23 protein-coding genes are annotated in these 20,033 nt (G+C 62.1%); 15 read left to right on the forward strand and 8 right to left on the reverse strand.

Annotated elements, in window-relative coordinates; all coding sequences use genetic code 11:
• Positions 1 to 61: 61 nt before the first annotated feature.
• Positions 62 to 307 (reverse strand): hypothetical protein, encoded by a 246-nt coding sequence (locus E3T25_RS02155; RefSeq protein WP_134371870.1) that lies wholly within the window; start codon positions 305 to 307, stop codon positions 62 to 64.
• A gap of 234 nt (positions 308 to 541) precedes the next feature.
• A complete protein-coding gene (locus E3T25_RS02160) occupies positions 542 to 1,171 on the reverse strand; it encodes a class I SAM-dependent methyltransferase (protein WP_241980540.1) in 630 nt (209 codons plus the stop codon).
• A gap of 59 nt (positions 1,172 to 1,230) precedes the next feature.
• On the opposite strand from E3T25_RS02160, the gene E3T25_RS02165 reads away from it, so the two are divergent.
• Together E3T25_RS02165 and E3T25_RS02170 are read left to right on the forward strand one after the other, a co-directional pair.
• Positions 1,231 to 1,977 carry a phosphotransferase gene (locus E3T25_RS02165; RefSeq protein ID WP_134371874.1) on the forward strand — a complete coding sequence of 249 codons (747 nt, stop codon included), beginning with the start codon at positions 1,231 to 1,233 and terminating at the stop codon, positions 1,975 to 1,977.
• Positions 1,965 to 2,570, forward strand: a complete 606-nt coding sequence (locus tag E3T25_RS02170) for a GNAT family N-acetyltransferase (protein WP_134371876.1) — start codon at positions 1,965 to 1,967, stop codon at positions 2,568 to 2,570. The genes E3T25_RS02165 and E3T25_RS02170 overlap by 13 nt, the downstream gene beginning before the upstream one ends.
• Before the next feature lie 223 nt (positions 2,571 to 2,793).
• On the opposite strand, the gene E3T25_RS02175 is transcribed toward E3T25_RS02170, so the two are convergent.
• From E3T25_RS02175 to E3T25_RS17620, 3 genes are all read right to left on the reverse strand, one after another.
• Positions 2,794 to 3,384: a recombinase family protein gene (locus tag E3T25_RS02175; protein ID WP_134371878.1), complete on the reverse strand. Its 591-nt coding sequence runs from the start codon at positions 3,382 to 3,384 to the stop codon at positions 2,794 to 2,796.
• 202 nt (positions 3,385 to 3,586) lie between these two features.
• Positions 3,587 to 4,033, reverse strand: coding sequence for a DUF4238 domain-containing protein (locus E3T25_RS17615; RefSeq protein WP_134371880.1), 447 nt, complete (start codon positions 4,031 to 4,033; stop codon positions 3,587 to 3,589).
• Entirely contained in the window at positions 4,030 to 4,416 is a 387-nt protein-coding gene (locus E3T25_RS17620) for a DUF4238 domain-containing protein (RefSeq protein ID WP_166785021.1), read from the reverse strand. Before E3T25_RS17620 ends, E3T25_RS17615 begins: the two co-directional genes overlap by 4 nt.
• Before the next feature lie 145 nt (positions 4,417 to 4,561).
• Here E3T25_RS17620 and E3T25_RS02195 point away from each other — a divergent pair, with 145 nt between their 5' ends.
• From E3T25_RS02195 to E3T25_RS02210, 5 genes are all read left to right on the forward strand, one after another.
• A complete protein-coding gene (locus E3T25_RS02195; protein WP_104101798.1) occupies positions 4,562 to 4,777 on the forward strand; it encodes a hypervirulence associated TUDOR domain-containing protein in 216 nt (71 codons plus the stop codon).
• 49 nt (positions 4,778 to 4,826) lie between these two features.
• Positions 4,827 to 4,961 (forward strand): hypothetical protein, encoded by a 135-nt coding sequence (locus E3T25_RS17625; RefSeq protein ID WP_255453036.1) that lies wholly within the window; start codon positions 4,827 to 4,829, stop codon positions 4,959 to 4,961.
• A complete protein-coding gene (locus tag E3T25_RS02200) occupies positions 4,940 to 5,287 on the forward strand; it encodes a DDE-type integrase/transposase/recombinase (RefSeq protein ID WP_166785927.1) in 348 nt (115 codons plus the stop codon). Before E3T25_RS17625 ends, E3T25_RS02200 begins: the two co-directional genes overlap by 22 nt.
• A 602-nt stretch (positions 5,288 to 5,889) precedes the next feature.
• Positions 5,890 to 6,528, forward strand: a complete 639-nt coding sequence (locus tag E3T25_RS02205; RefSeq protein ID WP_134371884.1) for a GPP34 family phosphoprotein — start codon at positions 5,890 to 5,892, stop codon at positions 6,526 to 6,528.
• Positions 6,529 to 6,739: 211 nt separating this feature from the next.
• Positions 6,740 to 7,210: a MazG-like family protein gene (locus tag E3T25_RS02210; RefSeq protein WP_134371886.1), complete on the forward strand. Its 471-nt coding sequence runs from the start codon at positions 6,740 to 6,742 to the stop codon at positions 7,208 to 7,210.
• Between the two features lie 76 nt (positions 7,211 to 7,286).
• Here E3T25_RS02210 and E3T25_RS02215 read toward each other — a convergent pair whose 3' ends face one another.
• Positions 7,287 to 7,643: a TetR/AcrR family transcriptional regulator C-terminal domain-containing protein gene (locus E3T25_RS02215; RefSeq protein WP_134371888.1), complete on the reverse strand. Its 357-nt coding sequence runs from the start codon at positions 7,641 to 7,643 to the stop codon at positions 7,287 to 7,289.
• 36 nt (positions 7,644 to 7,679) lie between these two features.
• Here E3T25_RS02215 and E3T25_RS02220 point away from each other — a divergent pair, with 36 nt between their 5' ends.
• Both E3T25_RS02220 and E3T25_RS02225 read left to right on the forward strand, forming a co-directional pair.
• On the forward strand, positions 7,680 to 8,234 hold the full coding sequence (locus E3T25_RS02220; protein WP_134343055.1) for a post-COAP-1 domain-containing protein: 555 nt from the start codon (positions 7,680 to 7,682) through the stop codon (positions 8,232 to 8,234).
• A 649-nt stretch (positions 8,235 to 8,883) separates the two neighbouring features.
• Positions 8,884 to 9,639 carry a transposase gene (locus E3T25_RS02225; RefSeq protein WP_134371890.1) on the forward strand — a complete coding sequence of 252 codons (756 nt, stop codon included), beginning with the start codon at positions 8,884 to 8,886 and terminating at the stop codon, positions 9,637 to 9,639.
• A 50-nt stretch (positions 9,640 to 9,689) separates the two neighbouring features.
• Here E3T25_RS02225 and E3T25_RS02230 read toward each other — a convergent pair whose 3' ends face one another.
• Positions 9,690 to 10,538: an alpha/beta fold hydrolase gene (locus tag E3T25_RS02230; RefSeq protein WP_104101834.1), complete on the reverse strand. Its 849-nt coding sequence runs from the start codon at positions 10,536 to 10,538 to the stop codon at positions 9,690 to 9,692.
• A 419-nt stretch (positions 10,539 to 10,957) separates the two neighbouring features.
• Here E3T25_RS02230 and E3T25_RS02235 point away from each other — a divergent pair, with 419 nt between their 5' ends.
• The 6 genes from E3T25_RS02235 (at position 10,958) to E3T25_RS02260 (ending at position 19,376) form a co-directional block, all read left to right on the forward strand.
• Positions 10,958 to 14,686, forward strand: a complete 3,729-nt coding sequence (locus E3T25_RS02235; protein WP_134371892.1) for a nitrate reductase subunit alpha — start codon at positions 10,958 to 10,960, stop codon at positions 14,684 to 14,686.
• A complete protein-coding gene (gene narH / locus E3T25_RS02240; RefSeq protein WP_104101839.1) occupies positions 14,686 to 16,407 on the forward strand; it encodes a nitrate reductase subunit beta in 1,722 nt (573 codons plus the stop codon). Before E3T25_RS02235 ends, narH begins: the two co-directional genes overlap by 1 nt.
• A complete protein-coding gene (gene narJ, locus E3T25_RS02245) occupies positions 16,404 to 17,051 on the forward strand; it encodes a nitrate reductase molybdenum cofactor assembly chaperone (RefSeq protein ID WP_104171073.1) in 648 nt (215 codons plus the stop codon). The genes narH and narJ overlap by 4 nt, the downstream gene beginning before the upstream one ends.
• Positions 17,051 to 17,806, forward strand: coding sequence for a respiratory nitrate reductase subunit gamma (gene narI, locus E3T25_RS02250; protein WP_104101842.1), 756 nt, complete (start codon positions 17,051 to 17,053; stop codon positions 17,804 to 17,806). Before narJ ends, narI begins: the two co-directional genes overlap by 1 nt.
• A 27-nt stretch (positions 17,807 to 17,833) precedes the next feature.
• Entirely contained in the window at positions 17,834 to 19,054 is a 1,221-nt protein-coding gene (locus tag E3T25_RS02255; protein WP_134371960.1) for an MFS transporter, read from the forward strand.
• 139 nt (positions 19,055 to 19,193) lie between these two features.
• The gene (locus E3T25_RS02260; protein ID WP_134371894.1) at positions 19,194 to 19,376 is read left to right on the forward strand and encodes a hypothetical protein; all 183 of its coding nucleotides are present in this window, start codon (positions 19,194 to 19,196) and stop codon (positions 19,374 to 19,376) included.
• A gap of 343 nt (positions 19,377 to 19,719) precedes the next feature.
• Here E3T25_RS02260 and E3T25_RS02265 read toward each other — a convergent pair whose 3' ends face one another.
• Positions 19,720 to 19,953: a hypothetical protein gene (locus E3T25_RS02265; protein ID WP_134371896.1), complete on the reverse strand. Its 234-nt coding sequence runs from the start codon at positions 19,951 to 19,953 to the stop codon at positions 19,720 to 19,722.
• Positions 19,954 to 20,033: the final 80 nt, after the last annotated feature.

A 20,033-nucleotide genomic window follows, 5' to 3' on the forward strand; every position in this document is an offset into this window, starting at 1 on the left:
GCGCGCGTTCGGCTCCCACTCTGCGACAGGCACAGTCACGATCTGGAGCGGCTTCGGGTCATCAAATACAGGGTGAATCCGGTGCCATCGTCTGCACTTGGCCAAGAACGGTGCGCATCTCACTGAGAACCTCGACTCGTGCGTAGTCCTCCGTGTCGGCGAAGCTTGCGATGCGCTGCAGTTCTCCGCCATCGAGCGGCCGGAATGTCAGGGACGCCATGAACTCACCTCGTTGACGCAGCTTCTGGGGAGCAGGAACGACGACGGGGTCGCCACTTTCGCCGGGCGCCAGGTTCTCTTCGGTCACAGTGCCACCGTACTGGGTAGATACTTGTCTCTCGGCTACACGCCGGGGCTGATGATGCGCTCCATCCAGTCTCTCGGGCGTATAAAGCGAAGAACCCGAGATCGGAGTACAAGTTGTGCGCATCGTTGGACGGGAGCGCGCTGTCGCAGCGTCCCGTAAGACGTTGGTCCACGAAACAGTCCGTTTTGACGGCTGCGCTTCCCTTCCCGTGGACAGCGGCATCGGAGTTTCCCGCTAGTCGAGACCTGCTGAGGCGATTGACATGTCGGTTCGGTGGGCGATGATCGCGGCGTGGGGTCGCTTGCCCGGATCGGTTCGAGTGTGCACCTCGTGAACCTTGAATCCTGCGGTCTTAAGCTGTGCGCTCATCTCGCCGACGGGCCAGAAATACGCGGTGGTGACGGCGTGCGGAAACGGCACGAAGGCGTCGCCCTCGAAGAAGCCGACGAGGAGACTGCCGCCAGGTGCAATGCATCGAGCGAACTCACGTAAGACCGATGTCAACTCATCGGGGGCAAGGTGGATGACGGAGTACCAAGCAAGGACTGCAACTGCGTACCCGTCTGGGACGTCGAGATCGCCAAGTGACCCGATTCGGAATGAGACCGCCGGAAATCTTGCTTTCGCTCGCCCGATAAATTCTTGAACCTGATCGACGCCCTCCGCCTCGACACCGAGCTTCCTGAGGAAATCCGTCCAATGTCCAGGACCGCATCCCGCATCGATTACCGGCCCCCGCAGGTCGCTCGCCCACTGGGCGACAAGCCGCTGATCCGATTCGTGTGTATTCGCCATCGAGCCGAGCAGTGCCGTGTACTCCTCAGCTCGATCGGCATACGCCTCTCGAACCACATTGCCAGTCACGGGATCGAGTCTAAGAGGATCCTCGTTGGGGTTCCGCATTCAGCCCTTAGGTTGGGGGGATGGATGAAGAGGTTCTGGCCGGGGGAAACTCGAGCACGGTCGTGCGGGTAGGCGACACCGTTCACCGCCCCGCCGGACCTTGGACTCCCGCGGTACATCAACTTCTGACCACACTCCTCGCGGCGGGAGTTGCGGAAGTACCTGAGCCCTTTGGCCTGGACGAGCAGGGCCGCGAAGTGCTCTCCTGCCTTCCGGGAATAGTCGGCAACTACCCAATGCCCAGCTGGATCTGGTCGACCACGATCCTCCACGAGGCCGGGTCTTTGCTTCGACGGGTGCATGACGCCAGCGCACCACTCGCGAACTCGGCCACCGTATGGCAGCTGCCGGCCCACGAGCCAGTCGAGGTGGTGTGCCTGAACGACGTCGCACCGTACAACATGGTCTTCCAAGACGGGCACATCACCGGTCTTATCGACGTGGACATGGCCTCCCCCGGGCCTCGGATTTGGGATCTCGCCTACCTCGCCTATCGGCTCGTCCCGCTCGGCGAGTACGCAGACGATGACGCTCCGGGCTGGGATGCTCGCCCCGGCCGGCTCGATGCGCTCATTCGTTCCTACGGCCATGAGTTCGACCAGGCTGCCGTTCTTCGGGCTGCAGCAGACCGCTTGGAGGATCTTGCCGCTTTCACGGATCAACGTGCCGCCGACACGGCTCGCCGTGATTTCGTGGAGCATGCCGCACTATACCGACGCGATCGCGTCCGAATTCTCGAAATGATTGCAAGCCAGTGGGCCTCGTGAACGCAGATATACAGGTAATCCAAGTCAACGATCCGCGCCTGCAACACCAAACCCAGGCGGGGTACGTCGTTGTCGGCGAATCGTGGGGCGCCCGCCTGCGCCTGAGCGATCCGCCCGACGTGACGGTGCTGAACGCGGCGGTCGTGGCGGCAACGGACCAAGGATTCCTGATCGAGGAACTCGACGCCAGCTGGGCGCCTCAGGTCACAGCGCTCGAAGCTTTGAATCACGCCGATTACCCCTACACGCCAGCGACGGCCGTGCCGCAGCGCGACGAGTCCGACGTACTCGAACTGTGGAGATCCGGGTGCCGCCTATTTGGCGCCATAAATGACGGGCAACTCGTGGCCGTCAGCGCACTTTGCCTGACTACCGCGCGCGCAGAAACCGAATTCACGTCCGTCCACCGCTCTTACCGCCGCAGAGGGCTCGCCGTTGCCGTCAAGGCCGCATCAATCACAGCCTCGGCCGACGCCGGCGTCAGGATCTTCGGCACGGGTGGTGCTCAAATCAACTCCGGCAGCATCCGCATGAATGAACATCTCGGCTATGCCGTCGAAGAACGCTGGCTCAGCCTCACGATGCCGCAATAGATCAAGAACACGCGCCCGGATGAGGTTCCCCGTAAGGGACGACAGCGAGTGTCGAACTCGGTGCGGATGAGTTGTGTGCGAGCGCGGAAAGCGACATAGGCTGGGCTCGGGGCGCACCCGCGCGAACTGGATATACCCATCGGCCAAGAACGTCTCCGGCCGGCAGCTGCCGCCACACTCCGGGCAGAGGTGCTTGCCCTTGTCCGTGCGAGGAAACACTGCTCTAGATTCCCGTCAACGCAGCGTATTTCCCTGAGCCGTTCAGTGCGGCGTAGAGCGTCTGGCGCGACACCCCGAGGTCGCGGGCCACCAACGCCTTCGGCACTCCAGCGTCGATCCGCTCGCGTGCCTGTGCGATCTGGCCCAGTGCGAGCTTCGGAGCCTTCTCGTATTTCCCGTCCCGTTTCGCGATGGCGATGCCCTCTGCCTGCCGCTCGCGGATGGTCTTGCGCTCCAGCTGGGCGATCGCGGCGAGAACCGTGAGCATGAACTCGCCCTGAGGGGTATCTGAATTCAGAGCGGGATTGTCGACGAACTCCAGCGCGACGCCCTTCGCTTTGAGCTGTTCGACGAGTGCGAGAAGGTCAGTCGTCGAACGTGCGAGGCGATCCGGTGACTTCACGCGCACCTTGTCGCCATCTCGCACGTAGGCGAGCATCTCCTGGAGCTGTGCCCGATCATGGGCGTTCTTGCCCGAAACCTTTTCGGAGTACATCTTGTCCACCGCGCCGAGCGCTTCTACCTGCCGCACTTCGTTCTGGTCGGCGGCGCTAACTCGCACGTAGCCAACGACCTGTCCTTTGTGTCCAGTCATGTTTTAGATCCCCCGTCGCTTCTGTCCAATTATATAGGACATTCACCCTGATTGACGCGACTCTCGGGCGATCTGGACCTGCTCAATTGGGTACACCCTGGTGGACATTGGGGGGTCGTCTGAGGCCGGGAGAACGTTGGCGTCGCATAGCTCCGGCGCCACTCGCGCGGTCATTCTGGGGTCGAGACCGGGATAGTGGCGGTCAGTACTTCGGCGACGTGGGGTCCGGAACTTCGGGCGGGACGAATCCCGCGTCACTCGGGTGGTGGTAGAGGCACCTAGTCGCAGTCTTGGCGGTCGACCGATTGAAATACTGCTCGAGCCGGACAGTGCCCGGGCGGATCTGATCGAAGACACCCAGTTGCGCTCCTTGCTGTCGGTCGAAACCGGAGATCTGAATCTTGTCTCTCATCATCAAGCCGAGCTTGCGACTGATCGGATAGAGCACCTCCTTCGCGACCGCGAAGGGCGCGCCGGCCCAGCGTCCAGCGTCGTAATCGAGTGGCGGAATAGAGCTGACGGGCGAGTCTGACGTTATGAGCGAGCGATTGGTGAATCGCACCAAGTCCCATGGACGGTCCATTAACTGAGGCATCCACTCTTCGGCGAGCGTCGCGATCTGGTGTGCATGCATGTCGGTGGATGTCATCGCGGAGCCGTCGCCGTTGGTCCCGATGGCGCCCGAGGCCTCCAGAGCGCCCCGATACCGGGGCCCCTCACCAGCTGAGCTGCAATGAAGAATGACAACTGTCGACGTTCAAAAAAGCTCAGCGGCCACTGCCCGTCGATGATTCTCTTAAGAATCGCCGCAGCGTCACCCTCGACCACGGCAAGCGCGGTTTCGAGCGCGAGCGGTCCGGAGAGATGGTCGGGTGCAAGCCGGTAGAAGTGGGTCTTGCTCGCGGCTTTTCTCACGGGCGTCGAGAACCGTCTTCCATCAGACACCTGCACGGCGACCAGCCGCTCTGACCGGGCGAATCCTCGCAGGTAGAACTGCGGAACAACATGGTGGCGTTTTGGATGGTCGGGCACGGTAATCCGGTCACGTCACGAGCGCGTGGCAAATCAAGCGTGGAAAACGAATTACGCGGGCACGATCATTCCTTAGAACAGACAGGAACATGACACTCAGCCCACCCCTCTAGCCCAGGTCCGTCTCCGTCCGTATGCTTCAAGGATGACAGACTTCAGCACAGGCGACCGGGTCAGTTGGGCGACGTCTCAGGGGCGAACTCAGGGGGAGGTAATCGAGAAGAAGACGAGCGATTTTGACTTCGCGGGCAAAACGTTCCACGCCTCGAAAGATGACCCTGCATTTATCGTGAAATCTGAGAAAACGGATGCCGAAGCCGCGCATAAGGCTGGTGCCCTTCGCAAGCTGTCGCCACGTTAGGGGCAACTCAGCGCGCGACCGTGGCCAGCACCATGCGCCGCCTGGGTTGGTGAGCATCAGCCCCAAACGCTGGCGCACCACCACGGTCAGCCAAACCGAGGACGCCTATCCGGTCGTCGCCGTCAAACGGCAGTGGGATACCGGGGCTCTGAACCAGGTCTGGTGGGCGATATCACCTACCTGAGGACCTGGGAAAGGTGGCTGTATTTAGCCACCGTGATCGACGCGCACTCGCGCCGCGTGATCGGCTGGGCCATCGCCGACCACATGCGAACCGACCTCATCCAGGACGCCCTGATCATGGCCATGGCGCTCTGCGGTGAGCGGCCCGAGCAGGTGATCTTTCTTTCCGATTGCGGCACCAAATACGCGTCAGCGCAGATCACCGCGTTCGCTAAAGCGCAGCGCATCACCCGGTCGATGGGCTCCACCGGGGTCTGCTGGGACAACGCGATGGCGGAAAGTTTCTTCGCCACGCTCCAGACCGAGTTCTACCACCGACGCGTCTAGCCCAGCAACAACAAGGTATCCCGGGAAGTCGGCGCCTGGATCGAAGACCGCTACAACCGGCGCCGCCGGCATACCTCCCTCGGCCAGATCAGCCCCGTCGACTTCGAACTGTAATACTCAAACCAGAACGCGGTCTTCGCTAAAGCCGCGTAACCCCGTGTCCACTAACCGTGGGCAAGGCCACAAGGCGCTCGCTCAGCGAACCGGACCGGCGATCCGCTCGTCGTGACAAAAACTCGACCGGCTCAGCCTGTCGCTGGAGAACCTCCTCGATCTATCGAACTCCCTCCAGGAGTTCGGAGACACGGGCCCCACGATCTACCGGCGCCGGGCCAAACCATGAGCCTCGGCCGTCCGCTGGAGAAAGAGTCAGCAGCTCATCGACCTTGAGCAGCGACATTCCCGCTGGGGACTACTCCCCGATTCGGCAAATCGGGAGATCGACAAGATCGGCGACTTCGGACAGGCGACGGCGGGGGTCGTATCCGATGTCGCATCGGACGTCGGAAATGCCGTCTCTGATGGCGCCGAAGCAGTAGGCGACTTCGTCGAGGATGCGTGGCCATGGTGACCTTGCCCCGTCGGCCTGAAAGAATAGGACCATGACAGACGCCACCACGTCGATGCCGAGCATCGCCGAAGACGTCCAGCTGATGCTCCAGCAGAGGCCGGGACAGCTCGAACCCGACCAGATCATGCCGGGCGCCGGCGCTTTGATCGAACTCGCGCTCGAAGGACGCATCCGGACAGACCCGAAGGCCGGATTTCTAACCGAGCCCGCTGACAACGCCCGCCTCGTGGTCGTCGACGACTCGCCGACCGGGTCCGCCATGTTGGATGACGCCCTTGCAGCGGTATCTGCTCGGCGACGACCCCCATTCGCCTACAAGGTGCTTCAGCCGGTGACTGTCGCCGTGGTGCCCCACCTCTATGTGGCACGCGTCGAGCGCGGGGTCGTACGCGAAACCGGCGGCTATCCGACCGGACGTGATCGACTCGAGATCGCCGACGAGTCTGTGTTCTTCGAGCGCAAGTCCGTTCTGGCGCGGGCGCGGACCCTGCCAGCAACGGTATCGGATCCCCGAATCGGGGCGGTCATCGACCTGCTGCGTAACAACGGCACGTACCGTGGAGAGTCGGGTCTGCTGTCGATCATCGCCGGGGACTGTTACCCCCCAGCGACGAGGGACGTCATCTCGTCGATACTTCGCGGCGTCCGCCATATGTCCACATCGCAATGAATGCGTGACCGTACGACTTTCCACGGGAGAGGATGAACATGACCGATACCGAAACGATGACCCCCACGTCTTCGTTACCCGCGACGCCGGCGTCCCCGAATGTGGATGACATCGGTTTCTGGGTGCACGAACTGCAGTATCTGTTCAGCATCTCGCCTGCAGACAGCGCGGATCGGCAAGGGCTTCGGTGTTCTCGGTTCTCGGGGTCGGTGTGGGCGTTCTCAACATGGCTACCGGCGTCAACGGGATGTCGGACGGCGACGTCAGCTCAGACGACAGGTGGGCTCTCGCCGATGGTGTCGCGGGAATGATCACGAGCATCGGTTCGTTCTTCCCTCCGCCCGCGGGAGAGGTATTTGCAGGTGTCGGCGCGGCCTATACCGCCGGACGCTGGGGTCGGATCGCGAAGGCCAATGAAGAGGGCGGCGACGTCATCAAAGCCATGATCGGGAGCATCGGCGCGAACCCACGGAAGGGCGCCACCCACACCCGCGCTGACATCCTCGACGAGCTGCTCATCGACGATGTGGCGGCCCTCGGTGCGTCCCAATATCCCGGCGGGTTCCAGTCTCTAGGACCATGCCCCATGTTGCCCCACGTCAATTCGCCCAGGCGACCATCCATACGGGTTTTGTCTAGCAGCCGGGAGACCAGTCCGACAGACCCCCGAACAAGTGTGTGAGTCGCAAAGCTAAGCGGCGGTATCGCGTTGGCGCATTGTGGCCGGTCGTGCGTGTTCCCAGTCTTCCTCGTCAGTCTCAGCGCAGATCGTCGAGACCGGTATCGCTGGCGTAGGCGGTGAGAAATACGCGCGTGGCCTCCGCTGCTTGGGCCCTCATTGCGGTGGTCGTCGGGATGGCCTCGTCGCCCAGGAGCATGGCTTCGTTGACCAGCGCGGCGAGTACCAGCCAATTCAGGGTCGTGGCTGCTACTGCTGGGCTCGGTGTGCTCAGGAGTCCGCGCTGTACGAGCTTGGAGATGACGATGGCCAATGATTGGATCGATCGTTGGGGACCGTTTTCGAATAGGGCTTGGGCCAGTTCGGGGAAGCGGCTGACCTCTCCGCTCACTAGGCGTCGTAGGCGGAGCAGCCTCGGTGTCATGACGATTCGCATCTCGGTGACCTGTCGAACAAGACGGTCGTCTTTACCGTGACCGATTCGAACATGGTGACGCAGACGTTCTCCGCGACGACCAACGCCAGTGGAGTGGCCAGCATCACCGTGCCGCTCGCCTCGAGCGTGTACGCGGTCAAGGCCGAGTTTGCTGGCAACGACTACTACCTGGGATCTGCGACTGCTGCCGACACGCTGGTTACCGTCCAGGCCACCGGGGCCAAGGTGACCGGTGGCGGTTGGACATCCATCTCGACGGGCCGTACGTCATTCGGGTTCAACGTGATCCCCGAAGCCACCGGCTTCAAGGGACAGTTCCAGTTGCGCGCCAAGGCCGACAAGGCCAAGTTCCACGGCAACACCGCGATCAGCCTGGTCGTCTCAGGGAACACGGCGACGTGGACCGGCGGCGGGAAGTGGAACGGCACCGCGGGCTACACCTTCCAGGTGTCGGTCGTGGACAACGGGGCCTCAGGGGGGAAGAAGGGCGACACGATCAAGGTCGTGATCAAGAACCCCTCCGGTACCGTGGTCTTCACCACGGGTTCGACGCCGGTGGCCCTCAGGGGCGGCAACATCACCATCCACTGAACCGAGGAGTTGTGCGGCCAGTTGGGTGCTGGCCGCACAACCTCTGCGCGGGTGACGGCAATGGCTCTGACTGCGGGCTCAGCGCGGCCAGCGACGCGGAACATGGGCGGTTCTGCGCCGACACCGTCTGACCGAAGCGTAGAGACGACCAACGCCACCGCGGTGACCTATACGGGAAGCGCGCGCAGCGCCACAGGGGTGGCGCAATAATCGCTGTCCAATCGTGGCGGGCGCCTGCCGCGGGATCCTCGGCACAACGCGTGTCCAATCTGGTCGTCGGGCTTGGTGACCGCGAGGGATGCTGCGGTTGCATAGTTGGGTGCAGATGACCCGGCACGGGTACGCCTTGTCCGCGCGGACCCGGTCTGGGCATCCTTGGAAGGCAACACGGAAACCTTCAGTTCGGCGAGCAGTCGGGGTAGCGCGGGGGAGTCCCCGGACTCGGCAACGGGGTCAGCGACAAGCCTTAGGAGCGTGGGCCAGTCGTAGCAGTGTCTAAAACGCCGGTCGCGTTCCCGGGCTTTGGTATGGGGTCTGGAAAACTACTTGTGAGCGATTCGGATGGTCTGTTTCCCGCGACGAAGCTTGAGCATGTTGACCTGGTCGTGGATGACGGTGTTGAGGCTGGCGCGAATGTGAATAAACGGTTTTGAGTGTTCGAGCCGGCGGCGGTGATGTTGGTGCCACATCGCTGGTTGAGTGGTTGCCGCAGAATCACCTCTCTCCCTTCATCGCGGATATCGTCGAAACCCAGCTCGACCTGACGAAGGTTTACGCGTCGTATGCAAAGTCGAAGGGACAGCCGCCGCATGACCCCGGGCTGATGGTGCGTGTCCTGCTCTACGGGTATTGCGTCGGGATCCGGTCATCGCGGGAGCTGGCACGGGTCCGCGTGGATATGGTCGCGTTTCGCTGGTTGGCCGCGCAGCAGGCCCCAGATTTTCGTTCCATTGCCCAGTTCCGGAAACGCCACCTCTCCAGCTTGGGGAACGTGTTCTTGCAGGCGTTGGAACTCGGCCGCACTGCCGGGATGGTGTCGCTCGGGCAGGTCGCGTTGGACGGCACGAAGGTGTGCGCGAACGCGTCCCTGCGCAAGGCGATGAGTCACGGTCGGTTGACAGAGAAGCAGAAGGTCCTCGCCGCTGAAGTCTCCGCGCTGCTGGCTGACGCGGACGCGATCGGCGTTGCCGAGAATGCGCGGTTCGGGAAAGACAAACGCGGCGATGAGTTGCCGCCGGAGCTCGCGCGGCGGGAGTCCCGCCTGGTGAAACTTGCCGAGGCGCGCGCTGCATTGGAGGCCGACGCGGCCGCTCTGGCTCGGAAGGACGCGGATAAGAAAGCCCGGGACAAGACTTTAGTGTCGGGCTATTCATGCATGGCTACGACCTATCACAAGGCGAAATAATCCTGCTTAAAGGGTACGTAACCCCGTCGGCGAGGTCCTTACGCGGTTGGCTATTTCGCGAGGAATGCGAGTACGTGCTGGTTCCATTCGTCCTTGTGCGAAACGGTGACCCCGTGCGGGGCGTCTGTGATCACGACGAGTTTGCTGCCGGCAATGGCCTCGTGAGTACGTTTGCCACTCACCTCGAATGGCACGATGGTGTCGGAGTCACCGTGGATGACCAGAGTCGGCACCGTGATTTTCGTAAGGTCGTCGCGGAAGTCGGTAGTGGAGAATGCGGTTACGCAGTCGAGCGTCCCCTTCGGCGATGCCAGTTGAGCGATGTCGAGATTATAGGCAATCTGCTCGGAGCTAACCTTTGGAGTGTTGACCGGGGACGGCTTGCCGGCGGTGAAGAACATCTGCAAAAATTCGTGCAGGAACGCCGGCCGGTCTCCGGTCAAGCCGTCGTGGAACCATTGAGCCAAATCGGCGTCGACGCCCCCGTCAGGGTTGTCATCCGATTTCCAGAGGTAAGGCGGCACGGCGCTGGCGAAGACGAGCTTGGCGATGCGGGCGGTGCCATAGGTACTGACGTATCGAGCGAGCTCTCCACCGCCCATCGAGAATCCGACGAGGGTGACCTCCCGCAGATCGAGGGTATCGATCACGGCCTTCAGGTCGGCGGCGAACGTGTTGTAGTCGTACCCATCCCAAGGCTGTGACGACTGGCCGAACCCGCGACGGTCAAAAGTGATGACCCGGTAGCCGGCCTCGACCAGTGCGGGTACCTGCCCCTCCCAGGACCTACTACTCAGGGGCCAACCGTGGATCAGTACGACGGGCTTACCGGCTCCGACGTCTTCGTAGTGCAGTTCGACGTCGGGACCGTTGTGATCCGGGGCGGTGATGAAGGGCATGGTCTCTCCTCTTAATCGGGGCGGTTCGTTGGAGGCAATCGAAATGTGCTATAGAGACAATAGGGGTTCGCTGGGAGAACGCTGAGCTGATGAGCACAGAGGCAAACCGTGTCACCATCACCGCTCCGCGGAAGGGGCAGCTTAAAACCGTCGGACGCCGAAACGAATTGCCTGGCGAGCCGCAGCCCTCCACGCACGGCGCACTTCCTTGCGGACGCTGCTGAAGTACGTCTTCTCAACCGACGTCAGTGCGAACACTTAGCTCTACTATCCATGGCGTCCTGGATTAAGAAGTGAGGTGTTTTTGAGAAACCCGGTTCAACCCTGTTTCCCAGGATGACAGTCTCGTGTTAGGTGTTGACCATCCGCGTTCACGGGCACCACTAGCGGACTGCAAGGGCGATATATAGAATCTCCCCATGGCAGCTGCTCCAGTGCCTGCCGGTTTGGACGGAAAAGCGTCGGACACCATGTTGGCGCTAGGCCGTTTTTTCACTCGGTGGGACCAAACAGATGATGGGCGCGCAGTGTTCCGTGAAGGCGGGCGCAAGGGCGATGTGTTCTACCGCGACCGGTGGAGCCATGACAAGGTGGTGCGTTCCACCCACGGGGTGAACTGCACGGGGTCGTGTTCGTGGAAGGTTTACGTTCGGGACGGCATTATCACTTGGGAGTCGCAGCAGACGGATTACCCGTCGGTGGGCCCCGACAGTCCGGAGTACGAGCCGCGGGGGTGCCCCCGTGGTGCGGCGTTCAGTTGGTACACCTACTCACCCACGCGGGTGCGGTATCCGTACGCCCGTGGAGTTCTCGTCGAAATGTACCGTGAGGCGAAGGTTCGTCTCCAGGACCCCGTGCTCGCTTGGGCCGACGTTGTGGACGACCCTGAACGACGTCGTTGCTACCAGCAGGCGCGAGGGAAGGGCGGGCTCGTCCGGATTCCGTGGCAGGAGGCGATCGAAATCGCCGCCGCCGCCCACGTCCACACGATCAAGAAGTACGGTCCGGATCGGTGTTCCGGGTTCTCCCCGATCCCGGCCATGTCTATGGTGTCGCACGCGGCGGGTAACCGGTTCATCCAGCTCATCGGCGGGGTGATGACGTCTTTTTACGACTGGTATGCCGACCTTCCCGTGGCCTCTCCGCAGGTGTTCGGCGACCAGACAGACGTGCCTGAATCAGGTGACTGGTGGGATTCCACCTATCTGATGATGTGGGGATCAAACGTTCCCGTGACGCGCACGCCTGACGCGCACTTTATGGCGGAGGTGCGGTATCGCGGCACAAAGGTGGTCGCGATCAGCCCCGACTATGCCGACAATACGAAGTTCGCCGACGAGTGGCTGCCCGCCCAGGCCGGCACTGACGCGGCGCTTGCGATGGCGATGGGGCACGTGATGCTCAAGGAATTCTTCGTCGACCGGCAGGTGCCCTATTTCAGCGGCTATGTGCGCCGCTACACAGATCTGCCCTTCCTTGTCCGGCTCGAGGAGCACGCTGGCGGTGGGCTGGTGCCCACGAAATTTTTGATGGCGGCTGACTTGCCCGACAAGGCGCATATTCCGGATGCTGCGTTTAAAACGGTCTTGCTTGACTCAGCCACTGGCGCTCCCGTGGTGCCCAATGGTTCCATCGGCTACCGGTACGGTGAAGCGGGTAAGGGCAAGTGGAACCTCGACCTCGAGGGTGTCGACCCGGCGTTGAGCCTTCTCGACGAGTCCGTCTCAGGCCAGCCCCCGGAGACCGCTGAGATCCGGATGCCCTGCTTCGAGGCACCCTCCGGGGAGGGGTCGATCGTGACTCGCGGCGTTCCCGTCCGGCGAGTGGCCGGGCACCTGGTAACTACGGTGTTCGACCTGATGCTCGCTCAATACGGGGTTGGGCGTCCAGGACTGCCGGGCGACTGGGCGACCGACTACGACGACGCGTCGACGCCGTACACGCCGGCCTGGCAGGAGGAGATCACGAGCGTGCCGGCCGCCGCGTGCATCCGGGTGGCGCGAGAATTTGCCCGCAACGCTGAGGAATCGAAGGGGCGGTCCATGATCATTATGGGGGCCGGTATCTGCCAGTGGTTCCACGGTGACGCCACCTACCGTGCGGTTCTCTCGCTCGTGATGCTCACCGGATGCATGGGGCGAAACGGCGGCGGATGGGCGCATTACGTCGGCCAAGAGAAAACCCGTCCGATCACGGGATGGATTTCTCTCGCTAACGCTCTGGACTGGAGTCGACCGCCGCGCACCATGATCGGTACCGGGTATTGGTACATGCACACCGACCAATGGCGCTCAGATGGGTACTCGGCCGACTCGCTCAAGTCCCCTCTCGCTGATGGGCACTTCGACGGTATGCACACCGCGGACACGATCGCGCAGTCGAACAGGCTCGGTTGGATGCCGTTCTACCCTCAGTTCGACCGCAACCCGCTCGACCTCGCCGACGAGGCGCAAGCGGCGGTGGATGCGGGGGAGGCGCCCGACGCCCCCACCTGGATCGCCGATGCCCTCAAAAGCAGGCGGCTGACCCCCGCCATCGACGATATCGACGCTCCCGAAAATTGGCCGCGCACCCTGGTGCTCTGGCGCTCCAACCTTTTCGGCTCATCTGCCAAGGGCAATGAGTACTTTTTGCGCAACCTTCTCGGCACTCACAACAACGTGATGGGTGCCGACCACATGAACGCTGCCCGACCGCGTGATGTGAACTGGCACGACGAGGCTCCGGAAGGAAAACTGGACCTGCTCGTCTCAGCTGATTTCCGGATGACGTCAACCACACTGTTGTCGGACATCGTCTTTCCGGCTGCAACTTGGTACGAAAAACACGACCTTTCCTCTACCGACATGCACCCCTTCGTGCACGCCTTCAGCCCCGCAATCGACCCACCGTGGGAGGCGAAAACCGACTTTGACACGTTTCGACTGCTCGCCGAGGAGTTTTCCCGGCAGGCGGTGACGCACCTCGGCACCCGACGGGACCTGGTCAGTGTGCCGCTGCAACACGATACGCCGGGGGAGATAGCGCAGCCGGGTGGAGTGGTGCGCGACTGGCGGAACACCGATATACCGGCGGTCCCCGGTCAGAATATGCCTGTCTTCTCGATCGTCGAACGGGACTACACCGCTATCGCGGAGAAGCTAGCCACGGTTGGACCCCTCGCGGAGGAACGCGGTTTCACCGTGAAGAACATCACCTATCGGATGGGGCACGAGATCGAGCGGCTCGCCCGAAGCAACGGGGTGATGCTCGGTGGCGCGGGGAACGGCCGCCCGGCCATCGATACCGATGCGAAGTTCGCCCAGGCCATCCTGAGCTTTTCCGGCACCACCAATGGCGAACTGGCCGTGCAGGGGTTTCGCGAACTGGAAGAGCAGACCGGCATGAAGCTCGTCGACCTTGCCGAGGGATCCGAAGAGAAGCGGGTGACCTTTGCGCAGACGCAAGCGGGGCCCGTCCCTGTCATCACTTCGCCTGAGTGGTCCGGGTCGGAGACTGGTGGGCGTCGATATTCCCCGTTCACGATCAACGTCGAGCGGCTGAAACCCTGGCACACCCTCACCGGCCGGATGCACTTCTTCCTCGACCACGACTGGATGCGCGACCTCGGGGAGGCCCTCCCGATTTACCGACCACCGCTGGATATGCAGCGCCTGTTTGGCGAACCTCGGTTTGGCCCGAACGGAACCACCGAGATCACAGTGCGCTATCTGACTCCGCACTCGAAGTGGTCGATCCACTCAGAATATCAGGACAACCTTTTTATGCTGTCTCTATCGAGGGGAGGACCGACGGCTTGGATTAGCCCCATGGATGCGGCGGCCATCTCGGTCTCTGACAATGACTGGATCGAGTGTGTCAACTTCAACGGCGTGTACGTGTGCCGCGCCGTGGTCAGTCATCGGATGCCCGCGGGAGTCGTTTACGTTTACCACGCGCAAGAGCGCACAATCGATGTACCCAAGTCGGAGGCGACGGGCCGCCGGGGCGGAATTCACAACTCGCCCACCCGCCTGCTCGTCAAACCCACCCACCTCATTGGCGGGTATGCGCAGCTGTCGTACGCCTTCAACTATCTGGGCCCTACCGGGAACCAGCGTGACATGGTCACCACAATCCGAAAGCGTTCCCAGGAGGTGCGGTACTGATGCGCGTGATGGCTCAAATGGGCATGGTGATGAACCTCGACAAATGCATCGGGTGCCACACCTGCTCGGTGACCTGCAAACAGGCGTGGACGAATCGCGCCGGAACCGAATATGTCTGGTTCAACAACGTGGAAACCCGGCCGGGGCAAGGGTACCCGCGTCGCTACGAGGACCAGGAACAGTGGAAGGGGGGTTGGCAGCTAAACAAGAAGGGCCGACTTGTGCTGAAGGGGGGCGGACGCCTGAAGAAGCTTTTCGGAATCTTCGCAAGCCCCGTGCAGCCCGAGTTGAAGGATTATTACGAGCCCTGGACCTATGACTATAAAACACTGATCGACGCACCGCTGGGAGACGACTTCCCAGTGGCCCGCCCGAAATCCTTGATCACGGGCGAGGACACCAAAATCAGTTGGTCGGCGAACTGGGACGACGACCTCGGCGGCGCCCCTGAGATGGGTCACCTTGACCCCATCGTGGAGAAGGTGCGGAGGGAGTCGGAGGACAAGATTAAGTTCGCCTTTGAACAAACTTTTATGTTTTACCTTCCGCGGATCTGTGAGCACTGCCTCAACCCTTCCTGCATGGCATCGTGTCCATCCGGTGCCATCTACAAGCGCGTGGAAGACGGCATTGTGCTCGTCGATCAGGACAAGTGCCGCGGTTGGCGCCAGTGCATCACCGGCTGCCCGTACAAGAAGATCTACTTCAACCACAAAACCGGCAAAGCCGAGAAGTGCACCTTCTGTTATCCGCGGGTGGAAATTGGCCTCCCCACAGTCTGCTCCGAAACGTGTGTCGGGCGCCTCCGCTATCTCGGCTTGTTCCTCTATGACGCCGACCGCGTCACCGACGCCGCAGCGGTGACGGATGTCACCGACCTGTACGAATCGCAGATGGACGTGCTCCTCGACCCGAACGACCCCGAAGTGGCCGCTGCCGCCCTTGACCAAGGCATTCCCAGCGATTGGCTGGACGCCGCACGGAAATCGCCCGTGTACGCTCTCGCGAAGGTGTACAAGGTGGCGTTACCGCTGCACCCGGAGTATCGCACGATGCCCATGGTCTGGTACGTGCCCCCGCTGTCTCCCATTGTCGATCTCCTGAGCGAACAGGGCCACGATGCCGAAGACAACGGCAACCTCTTTGGCGCCATCGACGCGCTGCGCATTCCCGTCGAGTACCTCGCCGAACTTTTTACCGCTGGCGACACCGACAAGATCACCGAGGTTTTGCGCAAACTCGCGGCGATGCGCGCCTACATGCGCGGCATCACGATGGGACAAAAACCTGACCCGTCGATCCCAGCGGCTGTGGGGATGACGCCAGGCAACATGTATGAAATGTACAGGTTGATGGCGATCGCAAAGTACGACGAGCGCTACGTTATCCCCAAGGCGCACGTCGAGCAGGCGCATGACCTGGAGGAGATGGGCTGCTCGGTCGATTTCGAGGGCGGGCCGGGCATGTACGAAGACTCGCCGTTCGGGGAGGCGAGTGGTCGACCGACGCCCGTCGCCGTGGAGAACTTCTACGCGCTCAAAGATCGGCAGACCTCCGACACTCCCGCCGGCGAGCAGTCGCTCCGGGGCCGCGTAAACCTCCTCAACTGGGACGGCAACGGAAGCCCCGTGGGTTCTTTCTCCGAGAAACGCGACCAGCCGCGCGCTGCACCGCCGTCACCGGCTGATTTGCGCCCACCGACGGATGGCGGTGCGCTGTGAGGCGCGACCGGGCTGCAGCTCATAGCCTGGCGCAGCGGGTCTTCTACCAGGCAGCCTCGTGGTGCCTGTCGTATCCGGACGCTCAACTCGTGGGAAGGTGCGAGTTGATGCGGTCCGCACTGGCCGAACAGGGCCCGGCAGCACCTGATCTCACCGCGGTCATCGCGTACCTTGAGAACACCGCGATCGGCACCCTTCAGCGCTCCTACGTTGAAACGTTCGACCTCAGTAAGCATCATCCGCTCTACCTGTCCTATTGGACGGATGGCGACACCCGGCGCAGGGGCGACGTGCTGGCTGCGTTCAAGCAGGTGTACCGGGGGAGCGACTATCTGACCAATACGCACGGTGAGTTGCCCGACTTCTTGCCGCTGGTGCTCGAGTTCGCGGCTGTGGCCAGCCCAGTAGCAGGCCGGGACCTGCTCATCCAGTACCGGCCCAGCGTCGAAATGCTCCGGCTTTCACTCACGGAGCACGGGTCGCCGTACGCCACCGTGATGGACGGCATTTGCGCCACACTGCCAGGCCCCTCGCCCGCCGACCGGCAGGCCGTGCAAGCCATGGCCGGCGTCGGCCCCCCCGCCGAAAGTGTCGGACTTGAACCGTACGACCCGCGCCTGCTTCCTTTGAACGCGAGCTCGTGATGTGGGACGTGCTGCTCTGGGGAATTCTCCCCTATGTGATGGTGGCGATCCTGATCAGTGGAACTATCTGGCGCTACCGTTACGACCAATTCGGTTGGACCACCCGCTCGTCCCAGCTCTACGAATCCCGGCTCCTGCGCATTGGATCGCCCATATTTCATTTCGGGTTCCTCGCCGTCATCGCCGGGCATTTCTTCGGCCTGGTGATCCCGATGTCCTGGACACTCTTTTTTGGGATGAGCCAGGACTTCTATCACCTCAACGCTCTGCTGGTCGGCGGCGTTGCGGGGGTCTGCACTCTCGGTGGCATTGTGATCCTGATCTATCGGCGCCGCAAAACCGGGCCGGTCTTCATGGCCACGACCACCAACGACAAGATGATGTACATCGTGTTGACCGCCGCGATCGTCCTGGGGCTCTGGACCACCCTCGCTAGCGTTTTCAGCGGCGAGCATGGCCACAACTACCGTGAAACCGTGTCGCCCTGGTTTCGTTCGCTTTTCATTCTGCAACCAGATATCGCGGCCATGGCCGCAGCTCCGTTCTCCTTCCATATTCACACCCTCGTGGGCATGATTTTGTTCGTCGTGTGGCCCTTCACCCGGCTGGTGCACGCCTTCACCGCACCTCTGCACTACCTGTTCCGGCCCTACATCGTCTACCGGTCCAGAGATCAAGAGCCCGGGCAGATTCGGCCGGTGCGCCGCGGGTGGGCGCCCATCGGAACCCAGGATCGCACCCGGGACAAACGCTGATCGGAGGTGCGGGTGATGGGCACACCGATGGGCTCGAAAATGACTGCACGGCGGAAGGCACACCACAGCAAGGGTGTGAACCTCACCCTCGCGACTCTCACCTCCGTCGTGTGCTTCTGGGCGTGGACGAGTGTCTCGCCGCTCGGCATCCGCTATACCGAGTCGATGAATCTCTCGTCGGCCCAGACGTCTGTACTCGTGGCGATGCCCATACTCGTCGGATCGATCGGCCGCATTCCAGTGGGCGTGCTCACCGACCGATTCGGCGGACGCCTCCTATTCACACTGGTACTGCTTGCATCCGTCCCCGCCCTCTTGCTCGTCGCGCTTGCCGGAACCCTCAACGCATTTGCCTTCCTGGTCGTGGCAGCGCTGTTGCTCGGCGTAGCCGGAACCGTGTTCGCCGTGGGAATTCCATTCGTGAGCCAGTGGTACCAACCATCCCGCCGAGGCTTTGCAACCGGCGTCTTCGGGGCAGGGATGGGCGGCACCGCAGTGTCGGCCTTCTTCACTCCACGTTTGGTGGAATGGCTCGGATACGTTCCAACTCACCTCATCATCGCGACGCTCCTCCTCGTCACCGCAATATGCGTATGGACACTTATGGCAGAGGCCCCCGGATTCACGGCCAGCACTGATCCATTCCTTCCCAAGCTCACCGCGGCGGCGCGGCTCAGCGTGACGTGGCAGATGAGTTTTCTCTATGCGCTGGTCTTCGGCGGATTCGTCGCTTTTTCCACCTACCTGCCCACGTATCTCCGCCAGATATACGATTTCGACCTCACTGCCGCGGGGACACGAACGGCTGGGTTTGCGGTTGCCGCCGTTATTCTCCGCCCCATCGGCGGAATTCTTGCCGACCGCATCGGTCCGAAGCCAGTGGTAATCGGGTCGCTGGCGGCGGTGGCCGTTCTCGCTTGGGTGGTGAACCTCCGTCCCGATGGCGAGATCCCCGCCGGCCTCACCTTTGTCGCGATGGCGTCTGCACTCGGTCTCGGTGCTGGGGGAGTGTTCGCCTGGATCGGGAGGAGCGCACCGCCCGCCAGAGTGGGGGCGGTGAGTGGCATCGTCAGCGCTGCCGGTGGGTTAGGCGGATACTTCCCGCCACTGGTGATGGGGGCCACCTACAACGCTGCGGAAAACAGCTACGCGATCGGACTAATTCTCCTCGCTGGTACCGCTCTGGCCGCTCTGATTTTCACGATCCTTTTTGTGAAAAACCGACCGTCTGCCACCACGACTCAGTGACATTTCCAAAGACCTACGCCCGCTCGTTGGTGTCGCCCGTCGCGTTGTTTGACGGTGGCGGGGTCACCGTCGATGACGTCGACCGGGTTTGTTAAAGCCTTGTCGGAAGTTTCCGGTGCGAGGTAGATGGCGTGACGGCGTGGATGGTGTCGTTGGCGAAGTGTGGGTTGGACTGGCCGGCAGCTTCGAGGTGCTGCGGATGCAATCGGTCGTATCGGCTGCGTTCATCCCGATCATTGTCCCGGGTGGAGATGTTTCGGTCTGGCGCTGGGAGCACCGCGAGTTTGAGCTCACCGACGCCGAAGTGTGTGCTGCCCGATAAGGCGTATCGCGATGTGCGATCCGGTGTCCATGTCGACGTTTGTGAGCATGCGGAGCATTTTGAGGTGGGTGTCGGCGAGCAGGTGTGCCTCACCGATGACGAAGGGTATGAGCTAAGTAGGGCATCCGCTCCGCGAGCGATGTTGTGATGCAGCGACGTAAGTGGCGCTTGCAGACTGGCTTCATGACGCTCTGCCAGCGAGCGCCCGGGTCGACCTTTGCACGTCCGATTAGCTCTGGCAACTCGAAGTCCACTGGTGTGACAGGCCCGATCGAGGAGTGGCGCCGGCGGCGGTGCCGCGACAGAAGTCTCGGCCAAGGGTGGTGGCGGTGGTGGAGGTCTTCTATTTCTTCGGACAGATCTCGCCATCGTTAGGCGTTTCCTGGTCGTGGCGACAGTTCTTCGGGAAATGATTTCCACCCCCAATCGACGCCGGCGATGGCGGACGGCCGATGTCGACGAGGCGGACCATGCGGGTGATGGTGAAATTGATCTCTATTACGCCAATCGATTCATACGCCAGGCCCTCGTATTCGATGCTTCCTGGTGGAAGAAGGTCGACGCTTTTTTCAAGCACGCCCTGTCCATCTTCAGATCCGCGTCTTCTTGCCGTAGCCGCTGCAGCTCGGCCCCTTCAGACTCCATCACTTCGGCCCG

The sequence above is a fragment of the Cryobacterium sandaracinum genome, assembly GCF_004403415.1.
Lineage (GTDB): Bacteria > Actinomycetota > Actinomycetes > Actinomycetales > Microbacteriaceae > Cryobacterium > Cryobacterium sandaracinum.

What these genes read in the sequence shown, in the direction of transcription:
- E3T25_RS02205 (WP_134371884.1), top strand. Translation starts at nt 5,890, where the DNA reads ATGACAGACGCCACCACGTCGATGCCGAGCATCGCCGAAGACGTCCAG.
- narI (WP_104101842.1), top strand. Translation starts at nt 17,051, where the DNA reads ATGTGGGACGTGCTGCTCTGGGGAATTCTCCCCTATGTGATGGTGGCG.
- E3T25_RS02215 (WP_134371888.1), bottom strand. Translation starts at nt 7,643, where the DNA reads ATGCGAATCGTCATGACACCGAGGCTGCTCCGCCTACGACGCCTAGTG.
- E3T25_RS02175 (WP_134371878.1), bottom strand. Translation starts at nt 3,384, where the DNA reads ATGACTGGACACAAAGGACAGGTCGTTGGCTACGTGCGAGTTAGCGCC.
- E3T25_RS17615 (WP_134371880.1), bottom strand. Translation starts at nt 4,033, where the DNA reads ATGACATCCACCGACATGCATGCACACCAGATCGCGACGCTCGCCGAA.
- E3T25_RS02230 (WP_104101834.1), bottom strand. Translation starts at nt 10,538, where the DNA reads ATGCCCTTCATCACCGCCCCGGATCACAACGGTCCCGACGTCGAACTG.
- narH (WP_104101839.1), top strand. Translation starts at nt 14,686, where the DNA reads ATGCGCGTGATGGCTCAAATGGGCATGGTGATGAACCTCGACAAATGC.
- E3T25_RS02165 (WP_134371874.1), top strand. Translation starts at nt 1,231, where the DNA reads ATGGATGAAGAGGTTCTGGCCGGGGGAAACTCGAGCACGGTCGTGCGG.
- E3T25_RS02235 (WP_134371892.1), top strand. Translation starts at nt 10,958, where the DNA reads ATGGCAGCTGCTCCAGTGCCTGCCGGTTTGGACGGAAAAGCGTCGGAC.
- E3T25_RS02255 (WP_134371960.1), top strand. Translation starts at nt 17,834, where the DNA reads ATGGGCTCGAAAATGACTGCACGGCGGAAGGCACACCACAGCAAGGGT.
- E3T25_RS02195 (WP_104101798.1), top strand. Translation starts at nt 4,562, where the DNA reads ATGACAGACTTCAGCACAGGCGACCGGGTCAGTTGGGCGACGTCTCAG.